The following is a 16,033-nucleotide window of genomic DNA, read 5'->3' on the forward strand; positions in this document are numbered from 1 at the left end:
CCCCGCGGCGCAGGGAGGTCTCATGTCTAAGGCATACACCGGCGCCGCCATCCTGTGCGTGGCCGCCATTCCAATCGTTGGTTGGTGGGGCGTCTCACAGCACAGCTACCGGCCCGCGTGGCTTGGCATCGCCGTGCTGATGGCAGTCTTCATCGCCATCGCCGGCAAGTCCATCATCGGGCGTTGGCATGGCGTCCTGATCAACGAGCGCAACGTCATGAGTCTGGCCCGCTTCCAGATGGTGGCGTGGACCATGGTCATGGTTTCGGCCTATCTGACTGCGGCGTTCTACAACATCTACATCGGTGTGGACGAGCCGCTGGCCATCGGCCTGCCCAAAGAGCTGTGGCTCGCCATGGGCATCAGCACCGCGTCCCTGGTTGGCACGCCCATGCTGTTGGCACCGAAGAAGAACAAGGACACCGATGAGGAGAAGCTTGCGGCGACCCAGCTGGAGCTGGCGCGAGCGGGTCAATCTGGTGGCGACAAGCCCGATGGACAGCTGCTGGGTAACAGCGATCCGTTGATGGCCCGATGGGGCGATATGGTGACTGGCGACGAAGTCGGCAATGGCGCGCACGTGGACCTGTCCAAGGTGCAGATGCTGTTCTTCACAGTCGCCATCGTCGCGGCCTACGCCTTCGCGCTGTGGCGCACCTTCAAGTACGCACAGCCAGACGGCATCACCGACTTCCCCGCGCTGGATGACAGCACTGTCGCGCTGCTGGGCATCAGCCACGCGGGATACCTCACCAACAAGGCTGTCTCGCACACCTAAGACGGCCATGCTCGAAGGCCTATCGTGACTGATAGATGCGCCGACGGGCGAGCACGTAGCTTCAAATTCGCCGGCCGCCGAACGATGCCCCTTCGGCGCGCCAATGTTTAGTCGTGGAAGGCTTGGCAGGCCACGCCACCGATTGGGTTCAGAGATCTGGTTAGTCAGTTCTCGACCTGAAGCTAAACATCGCCTACCCGTCGCCCAGCAGGTCATCGATGCTGACTTGATCACTCCAAAGGTCAACCAATTGCCTGGCGTCGCTGCGCGCATCTCCCATGGCCTGGGCCCGAGTTCCGCGAATCTGAAGGCACTCGTGTCGAACCGACACAGGTCGCTTCCCGGCAAAGCAGACGTTCACCACGCCGACAAAACCCAGGGAGTGCTTCCGAGTCGTAGGCCAAGCCGACGCCGAACCATCGGGGGCGCAGATCAAAGGGCTCATGGTGGATTTGTCGTTCGTCGGCATGCCGTTGAACAGTAGACGAGCGCCAGGCCCTGATCAAGGCCAGCACGCTTGCGGACGGCAGCCTGGGGCTTTGAATCCATCGCTCCCGGGGGCGCGCCTCGCGATTGGCGCACAACGGGTGTTATGTCAGATTCGGTTCGTACCTCCTGGCCGCATGCCTAGATAAAACCTCTCATTGAGCCGCAGGACAGCACGGTCAGAAGCGCCTGCCGAACGCGCCCCGGCCGCCTGAACAGATCAGAAAACGCAGTTGCCGGCACTGCCGTAGGCGGATTGGCTCAGGATGCTCCAACTAGCGTCTTTGATTGACGAGGTGTCTCCGTTGGGCGCGGTAGCCGAAGTCGATGTTTTCCGCCAAGCCCAGGCGCTTGCCAAGCTTGATGTACAGCTGCACGGCTCGAAGCCGGTCCTCGTATGAATACATGAGCTACCTCAAGGCAGTCCAAGAAATCGTCCGCCCCCCGCTTCAAGGGCAGCCATCAGCCGCCTAGGCACAACCCTAACCACAAAACTGAGGACGTGGGTTTGCGCACTCGCGCAGCAGAATAAATCGGTTAAGGCGCGGGCGAAGAGGCGATCGGCGAATGCGCGCCACGTCCAATTCCGACGTCAGAGCGGCTGTGGATCGACGGGAGGGAAGCCATGGACATTCGGATCTTCAAGGGTGCGAGTGAGGTCGAAATCCTGTTGGAGGACGATACTTGCCATCTTCTCGTCCGACATGGCACAGAAGAACATCAGATAGCCGACTCGACACATTGACCAACGGTCGACTGTATTTACGTCGACTGGTTTGACGACACAGACCTCGTCACAAACGCCAGAAACGACAAAGCCCGCACTGGGCGGGCTTTGCTAAGTCCTTCACAGGACTTGTATTTCTTGGTTGCGGGGGCAGGATTTGAACCTACGACCTTTGGGTTATGAGCCCAACGAGCTACCAGACTGCTCCACCCCGCGACTGAAGCTAGCAGTATACACGAGATTTCGCCCTTCCAGCAATTGGCGAAGGTTTCGCGCGTCAGCGTGCCTGCAGCGCACCGTGAAATGAGGCGTGTTCAGAAGGGCAGCTGGGCGCCGCGGGCCTGCAGCCGGGTGCGCAGATGCGAGCGGGCGCGCGACACGCGGCTGCGCACGGTGCCGATGGGCACGGACAGCAGGGCGGCGGCGTCCTCGTAGCTCATGTCGTCCATGGCGACGAGCAGCAGCACCTCGCGCATCTCGGGCATCAGGCCGTCCAGCTCGTTCTGCAGCAGCACCATCAGCTGGTTCATATGGCATTGCTGCTCGGGGTTGGCCTGCAGGCAGGGCGTGGCCTCCAGCGCGGTCTCGTCCTCGAAGCGGTAGAGGCGCGACGGCGCGCGCGACAGGTGGTTGCGCACCAGGTTCATCGCGATGCCGTAGAGCCAGGTCGACAGCTGCGACTCGCCACGGAACTGCTCGAAGGTGCGGGCCGCCTCGACGAAGGCCTGCTGGGCCAGTTCCTCTGCCTCGGTGCTGTCGCCGATATGGCGCAGCACGAAGCGGTAGAGACGGTCACGGTGTTCGCCGAACAGCTCCGAGAAGATGACGTTGGGATCGGCAACTGCGGGATGGCGGATCGGTTGGCACTGGGGCTGCATGACGGGCTCCGGGCGGGTTGAGCGACCGAAGTGGCCGCCTTGTTGGATCAGACGCCGCCGCGCGGTGACTCGCGACAAGGCAGACCCGCCCCACCCCGCATTCACGGGCATGGGTTAACCCCTGTCGTCGTGAACTACGTCACGAACTCAATGCGGAACCTGGCTGAGCAGTGTCCGGACGCGCTCGGCGAGGGCGTCGGCGTCGGCCGGCGGCGGCAGCCGGAAGTCCGGCGCCAGGGCCTCGTCCAGGGCCTGGCGGCGCTCGATGCCGAGGGTGGCCGGGTCCAGGCCCAGGCCTTCGGCGACGCGGCGGAAGCGCCAGCCCAGCATGACGGCCGAGAACTCGATCTGCACCAGGCAGGACTGGGCGAGCAGCAGGCTGAGGGCGGATTCGGCGCAGGCCACCGCCTGCCTGACGGTGCGCGCCTGCAGCAGGCGGCGCGCGTTCTGGTTGAGCTGCCATTCCCGCTCGGCGACGGCACTGGCCGCATCGCCGAAGTGCTCGCGCAGGGCGGCGACGAAGAGCTTGCCGATCTCGTCGGACACCGCACCCGCCGGCGTGACGCCGCCACGGATCTCCAGCCGCCCTTCCGCCAGGTGGGCCCACAGCAGCGGACCGGCGGACGCGGCGCTCGTGAAGGCGTCCAGCCTGGGTGTCTCGGGCGTCGCCTGCGGATGGGCGACCGGGGCTTGTGTGGAGTTCAGAACGCGGTCCAGAGTCGGCGATGGATGCCGGCCCTCGTCTGCCGGCATCCAGTAGGTAACCGCGATGCCGCCGCGGTTCCGCTGGTCCGCCTACTTGACCGCTTCGACGCTGAACACGGCGGCGCCATAGTCGGCCTTGCAGTTGGCATGGCCGCAGTCGGGCTGGCCCAGCAGCCAGCCGGGCGGGGCCCCGGCCGGACCCTGGGCAGGCAGGGTCAGGAAGCCGTAGCCGCTGTCCTTCTCGGTGGACCAGGGGGCGAAGCTGCGCGGCTCGGCGGTGACCAGCACGAAGAAGTGCTCCGGTCCCGGCGGATCGCTGGCCTTGAGCGGCCAGTTGGCGCCGGGCAGGCGCATCGTCTCGCCGGCGCCAATGTGGTTGTTCTTGGCCTTGTCGTTGGGATAGAGCTGGACCAGGCTGCCGTCGGGGCCGGCCAGCAGCACATAGACATAGCCCTCGCGCGTGGCGCTGACGCTGAAGCGCAGGTCATCACGGTCGATGCGCAGCGTCGGCCGCTCGGCCTCGGCGTGCACGTCGAAGCCCTCGCTGTGGCGGGCCACCAGCGAGCGGAACTGGCTGGGCAGGTCGCGCGCGACGGGCTCCGCCGGTACGGGGGCCGGTGCGGGCGTTGGAGCGGCCACCGGTGCTTCAGCCACCGGCGCGGGTGTCGGGACAGGGGCCGGCGCGGGCCGGGTGGCAAACCAGGCGGCGGCGGCCACCGCCAGCCCGGCCAGGCCAAGGCCAGCCAAAAGCGGCGTGCGGCTTGCCGCCGGCCTGGGGGCCGGCGCGGCGGGCGCCGCAGCGGGGGCCTGGATCAGCGTCGCCATCTGCCCCGGCTTGGGCGCGTAATGGCCGGCCAGGCCCAGGTCCTCGCGGAACTCGGTCATGGACTGGGTGCGCTGGTCGGGCAGCACCTGCAGGGCGCGGTCGACGGCCTTGGCCAGGCGCTCGCTGTAGCGGCCCTCGGACAGCTGGGCCAGCGGCACGTAATCGTCCTTGACCATGCGGCCAACGCTGGGCGGCGGCGTGCGCCCGGTGATGGCGCAGTAGACGACGGCGGCCAGCGCATAGACGTCGGTCCAGGGGCCCTGCTTCATGCTGGGCACCTCGGCGTACTGCTCGATGGGCGCGTAGCCGGGCTTGAGGATGACGGTCAGGGCCTGGGTCATGTCGCCGATGACGCGGCGGGCGGCGCCGAAGTCCAGCAGCAGCGGCCGGGCGCCGTTGCCATTGACCAGGATGATGTTGTCCGGCGCGATGTCGCGGTGATAGCAACTCTCGCCGTGCAGCACCAGCAGGGCTTCGGTCAGCGGCGCCAGCAGGTCGATCAGCCAGGTCTCGGTCGGCGGCTCCGGCAGCTCCTTCAGGGTGTCCTTCAGCGTCTTGCCCTCGATGAAGGGCATGACCATGAAGGCCGTGCCGTTGGCCTCCCAGAAGCGGTAGACCTTGACCAGCGAAGGGTGGTCGAACTGGGCCAGCAGCCGCGCCTCGTTGATGAAGCTCTTCAGGCCGGCCTGGAAGGTGTCGCGGTGGCGCTCGGAGCGCACCCTGACCTGGGAGCGGTCGCCGCGCAGGGCCAGGGCGGCGGGCATGTATTCCTTCAGCGCCACCGTGCGCTCCAGCGCATGGTCGCGGGCCAGGTAGACGATGCCGAAACCGCCCTCGCCCAGCACGCGGATGACCTCGAATTCGGCCTGGCGGCTGCCCACGGGCAGGGCATTGCCGCCCTCCTCCCGGTCGACGCGCGCAGGCGCAGGTGACGCCGGCTCGGGCGCAGGCGCCGAGCCGATGATGGTCGGCGCGTCCTCAAAGGGAACGGGGGCCACGCCATCCGGGCCGGCCGGGGTGCTGGGCCGGATGATGGTCGCGTCGTTGTCTTCCGGATCGCTGGTGGAGTTCATCGTGCTGGCGGGACGTCCAAGATGCTGAGTGTCGCCGCGCGCCATTCCGTTCCCGTCACCCCGCACCCAAGTGAGTCCCCAGGGAACTAAGCGCCACCCAGGGTTACATACCGGCCGAACACCGCCTGCCCTCCGGCGGGCCCCAATCCGGACACCCATGGACAGCAATCCCTTCGATGCACCGCCCGACACCACGCCGTCACTCGACAGCGACCCGGTGCTGGCGTCCTGGCTGCAACCCGTGTCCGAATACGACGCCTGCGGCCCCGACCTGGAATACGACAACGACTTCCTGGCCCTGACCCAGGCAGCCGCGGGCAAACCCGAAACCCAGTTCGCCCCCGCCGAGCCGCCGGACTGGCGCGCCGTGCGCAGCGGTGCCGAGGAACTCAACGGCCGCAGCCGCGACCTGCGGGTGGCCAACTTTCTGCTGCGCGCCCGGTTGCGCCTGGAGGGGTTCGCGGTGCTGGCGCCCAGCCTGCGCCTGTTCGAGGAGCTGCTGACGCGCTGGTGGGACGAGCTCCACCCGCGCCTGGACGACGGCGACGCCTTCGGCCGCATCAACGTGCTCAACGAGCTGACCAGCCTGGACACGACGCTGGGTGACGTGCGCGCCAGCCTGGTGCTGAACGACCGCGGCATCGGCCAGGTCAGCGTGCGCGACATCGAGATCGCCATGGGCGACCTGCAGGCGCGCGACGACGAATCGGTGCCCTCGCGCAGCCAGATCGAGAACATGCTGTCCGATGCCGTGGCCGGCTACCCGCACCTGGCCAAGCAGGCGCCGGACGCCCTCGCGGCGCTGGAATCCCTGTCGGCCTGCCTGGCCGTGCGCCTGAACTACGGCGACCTGCCCGATTTTTCGGCCCTGCGCGCCATGCTGGACGCCGTGGCCACCGTCTCGCCGCGCCCGGTCAGCATCGACGCCTCGGCGGACGACCTCGCCGGCATGCTGAATGACCTGGGGATTGACCAAGGTGGCGACGCCGCCGGCGACGCGCCCGCTCCGGCCCGCCGGGGTCGCAGCGGCGGTGGAGGTGGCCTGGGGGCCATCGAGAGCCGCGCCGACGCGGTGCGCGCCATCGACCTGGTCTGCGCCTACCTCGAGAAACACGAGCCCACCAACCCCGCTGCCGACCTGCTGCGCCGCGCGCAACGCCTCATCGACCGGAACTTCCTGCAACTCGTACGAGAGTTTGCCCCCGATGCGGTGAACGAAGTGGCCCGTATGCTGGGCGTAGATCCGGACAGCCTGCATTCGTAGTCGCCCGAGTCGCAACCAGCGCTGCGATGTCGTCTTTTCAAGTACACCCGCAGCAATCTTCGTGGTCCAAGGTCTTTTGAACCCCTGAATTCCATCCGCAAGGAGTATCGAGATGAGCAAGAGCAGCCAGAAATTCATCGCCCGCAACCGGGCCCCGCGGGTGCAGATCGAGTACGACGTCGAGCTCTACGGCGCCGAGAAGAAGGTCCAGCTGCCCTTCGTGATGGGCGTGATGGCCGACCTGTCGGGCAAGCCCGAGGATCCGCTGCCGCCGGTGTCGGACCGCAAGTTCCTCGAGATCGACGTCGACAACTTCGACTCGCGCATGAAGTCCATGAAGCCGCGCGTGGCCTTCAATGTCGAGAACACGCTGACGGGTGAAGGCAGCCTGCCGGTGGACATCACCTTCGAGAGCATGGACGACTTCTCGCCCGCCGCCGTGGCGCGCAAGGTCGAAGGCCTGAACAAGCTGCTCGAGGCCCGCCAGCAGCTGTCCAACCTGATCACCTACATGGACGGCAAGGCCGGCGCCGGTGACCTGATCGCCAAGGTCCTCGCCGACCCGACGCTGCTGAAGACGCTGACCGACGCACCCAAGGCCGAATAAGCCGCCAGCCCTCCACGCAATCCTGAAACGACCGGAGTTTCAAACATGACCCAAGCGGAACAGTCAGCATCGGCCCTGGCGGGCGTGACCTTCGAAGGCAACGACTTCGCGGCACTGCTGAACAAGGAATTCAAGCCCAAGACGGACGAGGCGCGCGGCGCCGTGGCCCAGGCCGTGCAGACGCTGGCCCAGCAGGCCCTGTCCAACACGACGCTGCTCAGCGACGACGCCGTCAAGACCATCGAGGCCATGATCGCGGCCATCGACCAGAAGCTCACCGAGCAGGTCAACCTGATCATGCACCACGAGGACTTCCAGAAGCTGGAGTCGGCGTGGCGCGGCCTGCACTACCTCGTCAACAACACCGAGACCGACGAGCAGCTCAAGATCCGCGTGATGAACGTGTCCAAGACGGACCTGGGCAAGACGCTGAAGCGCTACAAGGGCACGGCCTGGGATCAGTCCCCGCTGTTCAAGCGCCTGTACGAAGAGGAATACGGCCAGTTCGGCGGCGAGCCCTATGGCTGCCTGGTGGGCGACTACCACTTCGATCACACGCCGCCCGACGTCGAGCTGCTGGGCGAGCTGAGCAAGATCGCCGCGTCGGCCCACGCCCCCTTCATCGCCGGTGCCGCCCCCAGCGTCATGCAGATGGAAAGCTGGCAGGAACTCGCCAACCCGCGTGACCTGACCAAGATCTTCACGACGCCCGAGTACGCCGCCTGGCGCTCGCTGCGCGAGAGCGACGACGCCCGCTACCTGGCCCTTTGCATGCCGCGCTTCCTGTCGCGCCTGCCCTATGGCGCCAAGACCAACCCGGTCGACGAGTTCGCCTTCGAGGAGGACACCGAGGGCGCCGACCACAGCAAGTACACCTGGTCCAACGCGGCCTACGCGATGGCGGTCAACATCAACAGCTCGTTCAAGCAGTACGGCTGGTGCTCGCGCATCCGCGGCATCGAGTCCGGCGGCGCGGTGTCGGGCCTGCCGACCCACACCTTCCCGACCGACGACGGCGGCGTGGACATGAAGTGCCCGACCGAGATCGCCATCTCGGACCGCCGCGAAGCCGAACTGAGCAAGAACGGCTTCCTGTCGATGGTGCACCGCAAGAACAGCGACTTCGCCGCCTTCATCAGCGGCCAGTCCCTGCAAAAGCCCGCCGAGTACGACGACCCGGACGCCACCGCCAACGCGGCCCTGGCCGCCCGCCTGCCCTACCTGTTCGCCTGCAACCGCTTCGCCCACTACCTGAAGTGCATCGTGCGCGACAAGGTCGGCTCCTTCAAGTCGCGCGACGCGATGGAAGACTGGCTGAACGCCTGGATCCTGAACTACGTCGATGGCGACCCGATGAACTCCTCGGAAGAGGTCAAGGCCACCCGCCCGCTGGCGGCCGCCCAGGTCGAAGTCGAGGAAGTGGAAGGCGCCCCCGGCTACTACCAATCCAAGTTCTATCTGAAGCCGCACTACCAGCTCGAAGGCTTGACCGTGTCCCTGCGACTCGTGTCCAAGCTGCCGTCCGAAAAGTCGGCCTGATCACGGACCCGAGAACTCGCCCGGCGCGGGAGCAGGACGGGTCAACTCATCACCACCAACCCCGCGCTTTGAACCCCTAAAGGAGATATCAACATGGCAGTCAATGCATTCCTCACCTTCTTCGACAAGGCCGATGGCGAGTCCATCCAGAAGGGCAAGGAAAAGTGGATCGAGATCCAGGGCTGGGACTGGGAAGTCGAAGCTGAAACCAGCTGGACCAAGGGCGGCGGCGCCTCGGTCGGCAAGCCCAACCCCGGCAAGATGAACTGGGAACACTATTTCGACACCTCGTCGACCGTGATCCTGGGCTACATCTGCACCGGCAAGGCCTTCCCCAAGGTCGAGCTGCAGATGATGAAGACCACCGGCTCGGCCACGCCCGAGACCTACTTCACGATGACGATGGAAGGTTGCTTCATCACCAAGGTGACCCAGAACGGCACCGAGGAAGGCAACGTCACGCAGAAGGTCGAAATGGTCTTCAAGACCGTCAAGATCGAATACAAGCCGCAGGACAACAAGACCGGCAAGCTGGGCGCGCCCAAGACCTACAACTGGGACATCCCGGCCGGTACGGCTTCTCCCTCGGCATAAACGGCCCACCCCCTACCGGCTTCGCCGGCCCCCTCAAGGGGGCGCTGCCAGCGGCCCGGCAAAGCCGGTTCCGCGGCAGCCGCTGGGTCAGGCACTACATGCCCAACGTCGGTCCGCCCTGGTCCTTGCAGCCTTTCACTGACTGTTCATGAGCCGCTCGAACATATTCATGCAACTCATCACCGGCGCCGGGCCGGTGGTGGGCGAGGGCCTGCTCGAGGGCTTCGAGGGCTCCATCGAGGTGCTGGAGTTCGGCTGGGGCATGACGGCCCTGAAGGACCCCAAGGCCAAGGGCAGCGGCCTGGCGGCGGTCGCCGCCGCGGCTGCGTCCATGGCGGGCCTGGGCACGCCGGTCACGGTCCAGATGGAGCCGCTGACCTTCAAGAAGCGTTTCGACGTCGGCTCCTCGCAGATGCATTTCTGCCTGGACAACCACCTGCCCATCGTCAGCGCCACCATCACGGTGCTGCACATCAAGCAGCAGGGCCGCGTCATCCATCAGCCCGGCTTCGTGCTGATGTGCACCATGGGCCATTTCGCCGATTGCACCCTGGACGTGTCCGACAGCGGCATGTCCAAGGAAGTGTTCGAGAACTGGACCCTCAACTTCAAGAGCATCAAGATGATGTACTTGAAGACGCTCGGCAAGGACAACCTGCCCACGCCCCCCTTCTTCCACCCTGTGGCCCTGCTCTGATGTCTTCCTCCCAAAACGGCGCCGACATCTACATGATCCTGCTCCGCCCCACCCGGGTGCCGGTGGCGGGCGAGGCGGTTTCGCACCTCTTCCAGGGCCAGATCCTGCTGGAGAGCCTGAACTGGAAGCTGCACAACGAGGACGAGAAGCTGCAGGGCGCCGGTGATGGCAAGGGCGGCAAGGCCAATCTCATCAAGGGCGACAACCCTGCCGCCATGATGAAGAGCCTCAACCAGCAGGTGACCCAGGCCCAGGCCTCGCTGAAGCGTGACCTTGGCAGGGCCGGCAGCGAAAGCGAGCGCTCGTCGCTGCAGGACAAGCACGACAAATGGCTGAGCAACTCGATGAACGAGGCTCAGAAGAAGATCGAGCAGGCCGCCACGGCCAACAACATCGGCAAGACGGGCAAGGAAAAGGGCGGCGCCAAGAGCCACGAAGGTGCGGGTGACCGCAACCCGAATTTCGAGTTCACCTTCACCAAGCGCGTCGACATCGCCAGCACGCAGATGCTGAACTCGATGAAGGCCGGCGACATCTTTCCCTCCGGCACGCTGACCATCCACAAGCGCTCGGCCACCGTGATGGACGGCACCTCCCTGGTCTTCACCATCCAGAAGATCCGCCTGGTCGAGTACCAGCTTCAGGTCGCCGTCACCGACACGATGACGGAGATGATGGAGCAGTGGAAATGCGAGTTCGGCTCGCTGGCCTATGTCTACAAGAACCCGCCATCGCACTACTCGCACGGCAACGCGGGCCAGGCCGTCGCCAAGACGCTGTCTCAAGGCACCATGCGCGCGTTTACGATGAAGAACATCGGTTCCCCCATCTAGCTTCCGAGTAGCGCTCCATGGCCATGACCAATTACCGGGACATCAGCACGTCCATGAGCGACGTGTCGGCCGGTTTCCAGTTCGAGTTCTTCTGCGAGAAATGCGGCGAGAGCTCGCGCTCGGCCTTCAGGCCCTATCGCAAGGGCCAGATCACCGGCTGGCTGAGCCGCTTCGCCTTCATGTTCTACGACCTCAACAAGGCCAGCCGGGCGACCGGCGCCTTTGCCGAGGCTGGCGGCGGCAGCGCCAAGGCCGAGGCCCTGGCCGAAGCCATGGCCGCCGCGGCGCCCATGTACGAGCGCTGCAGCGGCTGCCGCAAATGGGTGGGCCGCGAGTGCTGGAACAGCAGCAGCAACAGCTGCCGCGACTGTGCCGCCAGGTCTGCCCTGGATTCGAGCGCGTCCGCCGGATCGGGCTATGGCGCGTCCAGCGGCGGCGGGGCTGCCTGCCCCAATTGCCAGACGCCCAGCCAGGGCGGGCGCTTCTGCCACGAATGCGGCTTCGACATGGCCAGCACGCACAAGAGCTGCCCGGCCTGCGGTATCACCCTTGCGCGCCAGGCGCGTTTTTGCACAGATTGCGGCCATGGCTTCTGAACAGACTCCCCAACAAGCCGCCGAAGAGGCGCTGCGCGCCGGCGACCCGCGCGCCGCACTGGCCAAGCTGACCGAGGCCGTGCGCGCCAAGCCGGCCGATCCCAAGCTGCGCACCTTCATGTCCCAGCTGCTCAGCGTGCTGGGTCAATGGGAACGCGCCCACACCCAGCTCAATGTCGTCGCCGACATGGACAAGCTCGCCATCCCGATGCGCGAGACCGTCGGCCATGCCATCCGCTGCGAGCTGCTGCGCGCCGAGGTCTTTGCCGGCAAGCGCACGCCCGTCGTCTTCGGCCAGCCCGAGGCCTGGGTGGCCCAGCTCATCGAGTCCCTCAAGCAGCAGGGCGAAGGCAACAACGAGCTCGCAGTCGACCTGGCCGCCAAGGCCTTCGAGGCCGCGCCCGCCGGTGCCGGCAGCATCGACGGCCAGCGCTTCGAGTGGCTGGCCGATGCCGACTCGCGCCTGGGCCCCGTGCTCGAGGCCTGCCTGAATGGCCACTACACCTGGGTGCCCTTCAAGCACCTGGCCAAGATCCATTTCGACGCGCCCGAGGACCTGCGTGACTGCGTCTGGATGCCGGCCCAGCTGAGCTTCACCAACGGCGGCAACAGCGTGGCCCTGGTGCCCACGCGCTACCCCGGCTCGGAGAAAAGCGCCGACGGGCTGATCAACCTCGCCCGCAAGACGGAGTGGCAACCCCTGCCCGGCGAGGACCGCTACGCCGGCCTGGGCCAGCGTGTGCTGACCAGCGACATCGGCGACCACGACCTGATGGCCATCCGCGAAATCGTGTTCGACGCCGACGAGGCCGCGCCCAACGAGGCCGGCTGATGGCCGGCCTGGGCGCCCAGGACCGCCTCCAGCCCTCGCTGCTGGACCGGCTCACCGACAACGATCCGAGCTCCAAGGTCGAGGCCCTGGATGCCCGCGTGCTGAGCCGCAAGCAGCTGCGCGAAGCCGTGCTGCGCGACCTGTCCTGGCTGTTCAACGCCGTGTGCGAAGAGCCCGACATCCGCAACCGCGACGCACCCGAGCGCACCGCGCTGTGGAAGAGCGTGCCCTACGCCTGCGATTCGGTGCTGAACTTCGGCATCCTGCCCCTGACCGGGCAGATCATGCACATCCACAACTTCCCTCTCATCGAAGCCCAGGTCCGCCAGGCCATCATCCGCTTCGAACCGCGCCTGGACCCGGCCACGGTCGAGGTGCGCATCGTCAACGACATGAGCACCGGCCTGCGCCCGACCAGCCTGCGCCTGACCATCAAGGGCCAGATGTGGAACCAGCCGGTGCCGCTGGAGCTGCTGCTGAGCGCCGACGTCGACGTGGATACTGGGCAGGCCGCCGTCAGAGACATGCGTGGCTGAAACAATGAACATGGCCACAGAGACACAGAGGCACGGAGAAGCTGAGGGCTCGTGTTCCTCCGTGTCTCTGTGCCTCTGTGGCTGTGTTTCTCGGCCGCGCCGGAAACCCTGAATGGATCCCCGCCTCCTCCGCTACTACAACCAGGAACTGCGCTATCTCCGCGAGATGGGCGGCGAGTTCGCGCGCGAGTTCCCCAAGATCGCCGGCCGCCTCGGCATGGAAGGGCTGGAGGTCGCCGACCCCTATGTCGAGCGCCTGCTCGAAGGCTCGGCCTTCCTGGCCGCGCGCGTGCAGCTCAAGCAGGACACCGAATTCCCCCAGCTGGCCCAGCGCCTGCTGGACATGGTCTGCCCCAATCTGAGCGCGCCCATCCCGTCGATGCTGGTGGCCCAGCTCGAGCCGGCCCAGGACCCCAACCTGATCGCCGGCTTCACGCTGCCGCGCGGCAGCGCGGTGATGGGCCCCAAGACGCCGCTGGGCCCGACGCGCTGCGAGTTCCGCACCGCCCAGCCCGTCACGCTGACGCCCATCAAGGTCACCGGCGTCGAGTATTTCCTCAGCGCCACCGACATCAACTTCAGCGGCCTGCCGCTGCGCGAGCGGCCCAAGAGCGGCGTGCGCGTGCGCCTGGAGCTGCCCTCGGGCATGAGCTTCGCGAAGCTGCCGCTGGACAGCCTGCGCTTCTTCATGGGCGGCCTGCAGGACGTGGCGCTGAAGCTGCACGAACTGGCCACCTGCCGCTGCGTGGGCCTGCTGGCCGGCCCCGGCGGCAAGGGCCCCGACCTCAAGCGCAATTTCATCCCGCCCGGCCGCGTGCGCCACGTCGGCCTGGCCGACGACGAGGCCATGCTGCCGGTGACGCTGCGCGGCCTGTCGGGCACGCGGCTGATGCAGGAGTACTTCGCCTTCCCGCAGCGCTTCCTGTTCATCGACGTGGCCGGCCTCAGGCCCAGCTTTGCCGCCTGCACCGGCAACACCTTCGAGCTGGTGCTGCTGTTCGACCGCTATGAGCCGAGTCTGGAGGGCGGCGGCGAGCCGGCCAACTTCAGCCTGAACTGCGTACCGGCCATCAACCTGTTCGAGCGCCGGGCCGAGCGCATCACCGTCGACGACAGCGCCACAGCCTTCCAGGTCATCCCCGACCGCCTGGCGGGCAATGACTTCGAGGTCTTCGACGTCGCTTCGGTCACCGGCTTCTCGACCGACACCGACGAGCTGCAGTTCCTGCCGCTGTTCGACGTGCCGCATGCCGATCCGGCCGGCGCCTCCGGCTATTTCAGCCCGCTGCGCGAGCCGCGCCTGGCCAGCGACCGCACCAAGCGCGAAGGGCCGCGCTCGGCCTATGTCGGCAGCGAGGTCTTCCTGTCCCTGGTCGACCTGCAGCGCGCGCCCTACCGCACCGAGCTGCGCCAGCTGGCCGCCAAGATCCGCTGCACCAACCGCGACCTGCCCCTCTTCATGCCGGCCGGCCGCGACCATGGCGGGCTGACGCTGGAAACCCGCGCGCCGGTCGACCACATCTCTGTCGTCGCCGGGCCGTCACGCCCCTGCAGCGCGGCGCGCGAAGGCCCGCTGGCCTGGCGGCTGCTGTCCCTGCTGTCGCTGAACTATCTGTCGCTGGTGGACGAAGACCCCGAACGCGGCGCCCTGGCCCTGCGCGAGCTGCTGAGCCTGTTCGGCCAGAGCTCGGACGCCGGCCTGCTGCGCCAGATCGAGGGCGTGCGCGCGGTCGCCACGCGGCCCGTCGTGCGCCGCCATCCGGCGCCCGGCCCCATCGCCTTCGGCCGCGGCCTGGAGGTGCAGCTGACGGTGGATGAGCTGTCCTTCGAAGGCGGCAGCGCGACGCTGCTCGGCTCGGTGCTGCACCACTACTTCAGCCGCCATGTGTCGATGAACAGCTTTGTGCAGACCCTGCTCGTCTCGCGCACACGAGGCGAACTCAAGCGCTGGCAGCCTCTGCCAGGTTCAAGAGCAGTGTTGTGAGCTCCAAGCCCGAGCCCTCGATCTTCGACGCGCTGACCGCGCGGCCGGGCCGCTTCGACCTCTTCCAGGCCCTGCGTCGCATCGAGGCCGCGCACACCGATAAGCCGCGCCTGGGCGATGCGCTGCGCCCCGGCGACGAGCCGGTGCGCTTTGCCAGCGAGCCGGCCCTGAATTTCGCGCCGACGCCCATCACCAAGCTGGCCCCGAGCGAACACAGCCCGCCGCGCCTGGTGCAGCGGGTGCTGAGCCTGTTCGGGCCCAACGGTGCCCTGCCGACGCACATGACGGAGTACGCCCGCGAGCGGGCCATGCACCACGGCGACCGCACCTTCGCGACCTTCGCCGACATGCTGCTGCACCGCTTCGGCCTGCTCTTCTACCGGGCCTGGGCGCGCGCGAACCCCGTCGTCGGCATGGACCGGGGCCGCGAGGCGCCCATCGTGCGCCATGTCGGCGCCCTCATCGGCCTGGCCGAACCCTCGCTGCGCGAGCGCGACGCCCTGGGCGACTTCTCCAAGCTGTATTTCGCCGGCCGCCTGGCCCGCTCGGCCCGCGATGCCGACGGCCTGCAGAGCTGGATCGCGCTGCGCTTTCGCGTGCCGGCCCAGGTGCACCAGTTCAGCGGCCACTGGATGACGCTGGAAACCGAGGAGCGCACCCGCCTCGTCCAGCACGATGGCATCGGGCTGGGCCGCGGCGCCATGCTGGGCCGCCAGGTCTGGGACGTGCAGCACAAGTTCCGCATCGAGATCGGCCCGCTGAGCTGGCCGGCCTTCCAGGCCTTCCTGCCCTCGGGCCACAACCTGCAGGCTCTGCAAGCCATGGTGCGCCAGTACGTCGGCCATGAGTTCGCCTGGGATGTGCGGTTGAGGCTCAAGCCCACCGAGGTACCGGCCTGGCCGCTGGGCAAGCGGCCCGGCGTCGGTATGCTGGGGCGCAGCGCCTGGCTCAACAGCCAGCGCCCGCGCAAGCGGGCCGACCAACTGGTCATGAATGTGGAAAGCATCTGCCGGGAGCCCCTGGGGCCCTCTCTCGCCCCGAAGCACGCCATGTAGCGGAACCGAACGGCGGCCCCGGT

At 67.0% G+C, this 16,033-nt stretch carries 15 protein-coding genes and 1 tRNA gene; 12 read left to right on the forward strand and 4 right to left on the reverse strand.

The features are described 5' to 3' along the window. The first annotated feature begins 22 nt into the window (after positions 1 to 22). On the forward strand, positions 23 to 778 hold the full coding sequence (locus ACS5PN_RS28045) for a hypothetical protein (RefSeq protein ID WP_439467336.1): 756 nt from the start codon (positions 23 to 25) through the stop codon (positions 776 to 778). Between the two features lie 1,352 nt (positions 779 to 2,130). On the opposite strand, the gene ACS5PN_RS28050 is transcribed toward ACS5PN_RS28045, so the two are convergent. The 4 genes from ACS5PN_RS28050 to ACS5PN_RS28065 form a co-directional block, all read right to left on the reverse strand. Beyond that, positions 2,131 to 2,207, reverse strand: a tRNA-Met gene (locus tag ACS5PN_RS28050). A gap of 98 nt (positions 2,208 to 2,305) precedes the next feature. Beyond that, positions 2,306 to 2,869: an RNA polymerase sigma factor gene (locus ACS5PN_RS28055; RefSeq protein WP_439467337.1), complete on the reverse strand. Its 564-nt coding sequence runs from the start codon at positions 2,867 to 2,869 to the stop codon at positions 2,306 to 2,308. Between the two features lie 147 nt (positions 2,870 to 3,016). Continuing rightward, entirely contained in the window at positions 3,017 to 3,622 is a 606-nt protein-coding gene (locus ACS5PN_RS28060; RefSeq protein ID WP_439467338.1) for a hypothetical protein, read from the reverse strand. Between the two features lie 42 nt (positions 3,623 to 3,664). Beyond that, the gene (locus ACS5PN_RS28065; RefSeq protein WP_439467339.1) at positions 3,665 to 5,473 is read right to left on the reverse strand and encodes a serine/threonine protein kinase; all 1,809 of its coding nucleotides are present in this window, start codon (positions 5,471 to 5,473) and stop codon (positions 3,665 to 3,667) included. A 157-nt stretch (positions 5,474 to 5,630) separates the two neighbouring features. Here ACS5PN_RS28065 and tssA point away from each other — a divergent pair, with 157 nt between their 5' ends. The 11 genes from tssA (at position 5,631) to tssG (ending at position 16,010) form a co-directional block, all read left to right on the forward strand. Further along, complete coding sequence (gene tssA, locus ACS5PN_RS28070; protein ID WP_439467340.1) at positions 5,631 to 6,737, forward strand: type VI secretion system protein TssA; 1,107 nt, start codon at positions 5,631 to 5,633, stop codon at positions 6,735 to 6,737. A 112-nt stretch (positions 6,738 to 6,849) separates the two neighbouring features. After that, a complete protein-coding gene (gene tssB, locus ACS5PN_RS28075; RefSeq protein WP_439467341.1) occupies positions 6,850 to 7,344 on the forward strand; it encodes a type VI secretion system contractile sheath small subunit in 495 nt (164 codons plus the stop codon). Positions 7,345 to 7,389: 45 nt separating this feature from the next. Then, positions 7,390 to 8,883 carry a type VI secretion system contractile sheath large subunit gene (gene tssC / locus ACS5PN_RS28080; RefSeq protein ID WP_439467342.1) on the forward strand — a complete coding sequence of 498 codons (1,494 nt, stop codon included), beginning with the start codon at positions 7,390 to 7,392 and terminating at the stop codon, positions 8,881 to 8,883. A gap of 93 nt (positions 8,884 to 8,976) precedes the next feature. Next, positions 8,977 to 9,477, forward strand: a complete 501-nt coding sequence (locus ACS5PN_RS28085) for an Hcp family type VI secretion system effector (protein ID WP_310272906.1) — start codon at positions 8,977 to 8,979, stop codon at positions 9,475 to 9,477. A gap of 169 nt (positions 9,478 to 9,646) precedes the next feature. Next, complete coding sequence (locus tag ACS5PN_RS28090) at positions 9,647 to 10,174, forward strand: type VI secretion system tube protein Hcp (protein ID WP_439467343.1); 528 nt, start codon at positions 9,647 to 9,649, stop codon at positions 10,172 to 10,174. Further along, the gene (locus tag ACS5PN_RS28095) at positions 10,174 to 11,007 is read left to right on the forward strand and encodes a type VI secretion system tube protein Hcp (protein WP_439467344.1); all 834 of its coding nucleotides are present in this window, start codon (positions 10,174 to 10,176) and stop codon (positions 11,005 to 11,007) included. Before ACS5PN_RS28090 ends, ACS5PN_RS28095 begins: the two co-directional genes overlap by 1 nt. Before the next feature lie 17 nt (positions 11,008 to 11,024). After that, positions 11,025 to 11,603 carry a double zinc ribbon domain-containing protein gene (locus ACS5PN_RS28100; protein ID WP_439467345.1) on the forward strand — a complete coding sequence of 193 codons (579 nt, stop codon included), beginning with the start codon at positions 11,025 to 11,027 and terminating at the stop codon, positions 11,601 to 11,603. Then, on the forward strand, positions 11,593 to 12,435 hold the full coding sequence (locus ACS5PN_RS28105) for a type VI secretion system accessory protein TagJ (protein WP_439467346.1): 843 nt from the start codon (positions 11,593 to 11,595) through the stop codon (positions 12,433 to 12,435). Before ACS5PN_RS28100 ends, ACS5PN_RS28105 begins: the two co-directional genes overlap by 11 nt. After that, positions 12,435 to 12,971, forward strand: a complete 537-nt coding sequence (tssE, locus tag ACS5PN_RS28110; RefSeq protein ID WP_439467347.1) for a type VI secretion system baseplate subunit TssE — start codon at positions 12,435 to 12,437, stop codon at positions 12,969 to 12,971. The genes ACS5PN_RS28105 and tssE overlap by 1 nt, the downstream gene beginning before the upstream one ends. A 112-nt stretch (positions 12,972 to 13,083) precedes the next feature. Continuing rightward, positions 13,084 to 14,955, forward strand: coding sequence for a type VI secretion system baseplate subunit TssF (tssF, locus tag ACS5PN_RS28115; RefSeq protein ID WP_439467348.1), 1,872 nt, complete (start codon positions 13,084 to 13,086; stop codon positions 14,953 to 14,955). Beyond that, a complete protein-coding gene (tssG, locus tag ACS5PN_RS28120; protein ID WP_439467349.1) occupies positions 14,952 to 16,010 on the forward strand; it encodes a type VI secretion system baseplate subunit TssG in 1,059 nt (352 codons plus the stop codon). The genes tssF and tssG overlap by 4 nt, the downstream gene beginning before the upstream one ends. The last annotated feature ends 23 nt before the right edge of the window (positions 16,011 to 16,033 follow it).

This window comes from Roseateles sp. NT4 (assembly GCF_051857475.1).
Taxonomy (GTDB): Bacteria; Pseudomonadota; Gammaproteobacteria; order Burkholderiales; family Burkholderiaceae_C; genus Pelomonas.

Excerpts from the sequence above, each read along its gene's own strand:
- ACS5PN_RS28090 (WP_439467343.1), top strand. The coding sequence starts at position 9,647 with ATGCAACTCATCACCGGCGCCGGGCCGGTGGTGGGCGAGGGCCTGCTC.
- ACS5PN_RS28085 (WP_310272906.1), top strand. The coding sequence starts at position 8,977 with ATGGCAGTCAATGCATTCCTCACCTTCTTCGACAAGGCCGATGGCGAG.
- ACS5PN_RS28105 (WP_439467346.1), top strand. The coding sequence starts at position 11,593 with ATGGCTTCTGAACAGACTCCCCAACAAGCCGCCGAAGAGGCGCTGCGC.
- ACS5PN_RS28060 (WP_439467338.1), bottom strand. The coding sequence starts at position 3,622 with ATGCCGGCAGACGAGGGCCGGCATCCATCGCCGACTCTGGACCGCGTT.
- ACS5PN_RS28100 (WP_439467345.1), top strand. The coding sequence starts at position 11,025 with ATGGCCATGACCAATTACCGGGACATCAGCACGTCCATGAGCGACGTG.
- tssB (WP_439467341.1), top strand. The coding sequence starts at position 6,850 with ATGAGCAAGAGCAGCCAGAAATTCATCGCCCGCAACCGGGCCCCGCGG.
- ACS5PN_RS28045 (WP_439467336.1), top strand. The coding sequence starts at position 23 with ATGTCTAAGGCATACACCGGCGCCGCCATCCTGTGCGTGGCCGCCATT.
- ACS5PN_RS28065 (WP_439467339.1), bottom strand. The coding sequence starts at position 5,473 with ATGAACTCCACCAGCGATCCGGAAGACAACGACGCGACCATCATCCGG.
- tssF (WP_439467348.1), top strand. The coding sequence starts at position 13,084 with ATGGATCCCCGCCTCCTCCGCTACTACAACCAGGAACTGCGCTATCTC.
- tssE (WP_439467347.1), top strand. The coding sequence starts at position 12,435 with ATGGCCGGCCTGGGCGCCCAGGACCGCCTCCAGCCCTCGCTGCTGGAC.
- tssC (WP_439467342.1), top strand. The coding sequence starts at position 7,390 with ATGACCCAAGCGGAACAGTCAGCATCGGCCCTGGCGGGCGTGACCTTC.
- ACS5PN_RS28095 (WP_439467344.1), top strand. The coding sequence starts at position 10,174 with ATGTCTTCCTCCCAAAACGGCGCCGACATCTACATGATCCTGCTCCGC.
- ACS5PN_RS28055 (WP_439467337.1), bottom strand. The coding sequence starts at position 2,869 with ATGCAGCCCCAGTGCCAACCGATCCGCCATCCCGCAGTTGCCGATCCC.
- tssA (WP_439467340.1), top strand. The coding sequence starts at position 5,631 with ATGGACAGCAATCCCTTCGATGCACCGCCCGACACCACGCCGTCACTC.